This window comes from Methylobacterium aquaticum (assembly GCF_001043915.1).
GTDB classification, from domain to species: Bacteria; Pseudomonadota; Alphaproteobacteria; order Rhizobiales; family Beijerinckiaceae; genus Methylobacterium; species Methylobacterium aquaticum.
The window spans coordinates 1-594 of record NZ_LABX01000466.1 but is presented as its reverse complement, the minus strand read 5'-3'; the positions used below and the strand labels follow the sequence as shown (position 1 = coordinate 594).

The 594-nt window shown below is 62.1% G+C and carries 1 protein-coding gene; it reads right to left on the bottom strand.

Translation table 11 applies throughout. The annotated features are described in order from the left end of the window. A partial coding sequence (locus VP06_RS37700) for an acyl-CoA dehydrogenase family protein (protein ID WP_210168135.1) occupies positions 1 to 213 on the bottom strand: 213 nt, incomplete at its 3' end. Positions 214 to 594: the final 381 nt, after the last annotated feature.

The following is a 594-nucleotide window of genomic DNA, read 5'->3' as shown; positions in this document are numbered from 1 at the left end:
CTCCTCGCCGAGGCCGGAGCCTCCGTCGTCCCGCGGGATCGGCGCGGCCAGCAGGCCTAGCGTGTGAAGATACTCGATATCCGCTGCCGGAAACCCGCCATCATGGTCATGCTCGGCCGCCCGTGCGGCTGCGGCGCGTGCGGCCATCCTCGCGGCATTCGTGGCATCGACAATGCTGGGGGCGACCCGTATCGGCTGGTCCACGCTGTTCATCCTCTCCGTGCGGCCGTCGCGCCTCGATACCGACCCCTCATGACACGGGACCAGGAGGCCGGACAGATTTCAGCCTGCACCGGATCATGCGACACCCCAATGCGAACATCCGTCGCTATGTCCGCTTCCTCTTCGTCGCACATGGCAGGATCCGAATTCCGGTACGAAAAGATCAGAATCGGTCGATCGACAAGGAGAATAAACGCGCGCAGGTTCTTGCCTTCGGTCATCGAGGAAGCAGTGAGTTGTCTCGATAACCAGCGAAACCTTCGGCCGGTTCAACGCCACGCGGCCGAATCGTGCATTCCTGTCGCGATGCTCAATCTGCCGCGTAGAAATGCGGCTTTATCCACATATCCGGGATAGGCGACGGGCCTGAGA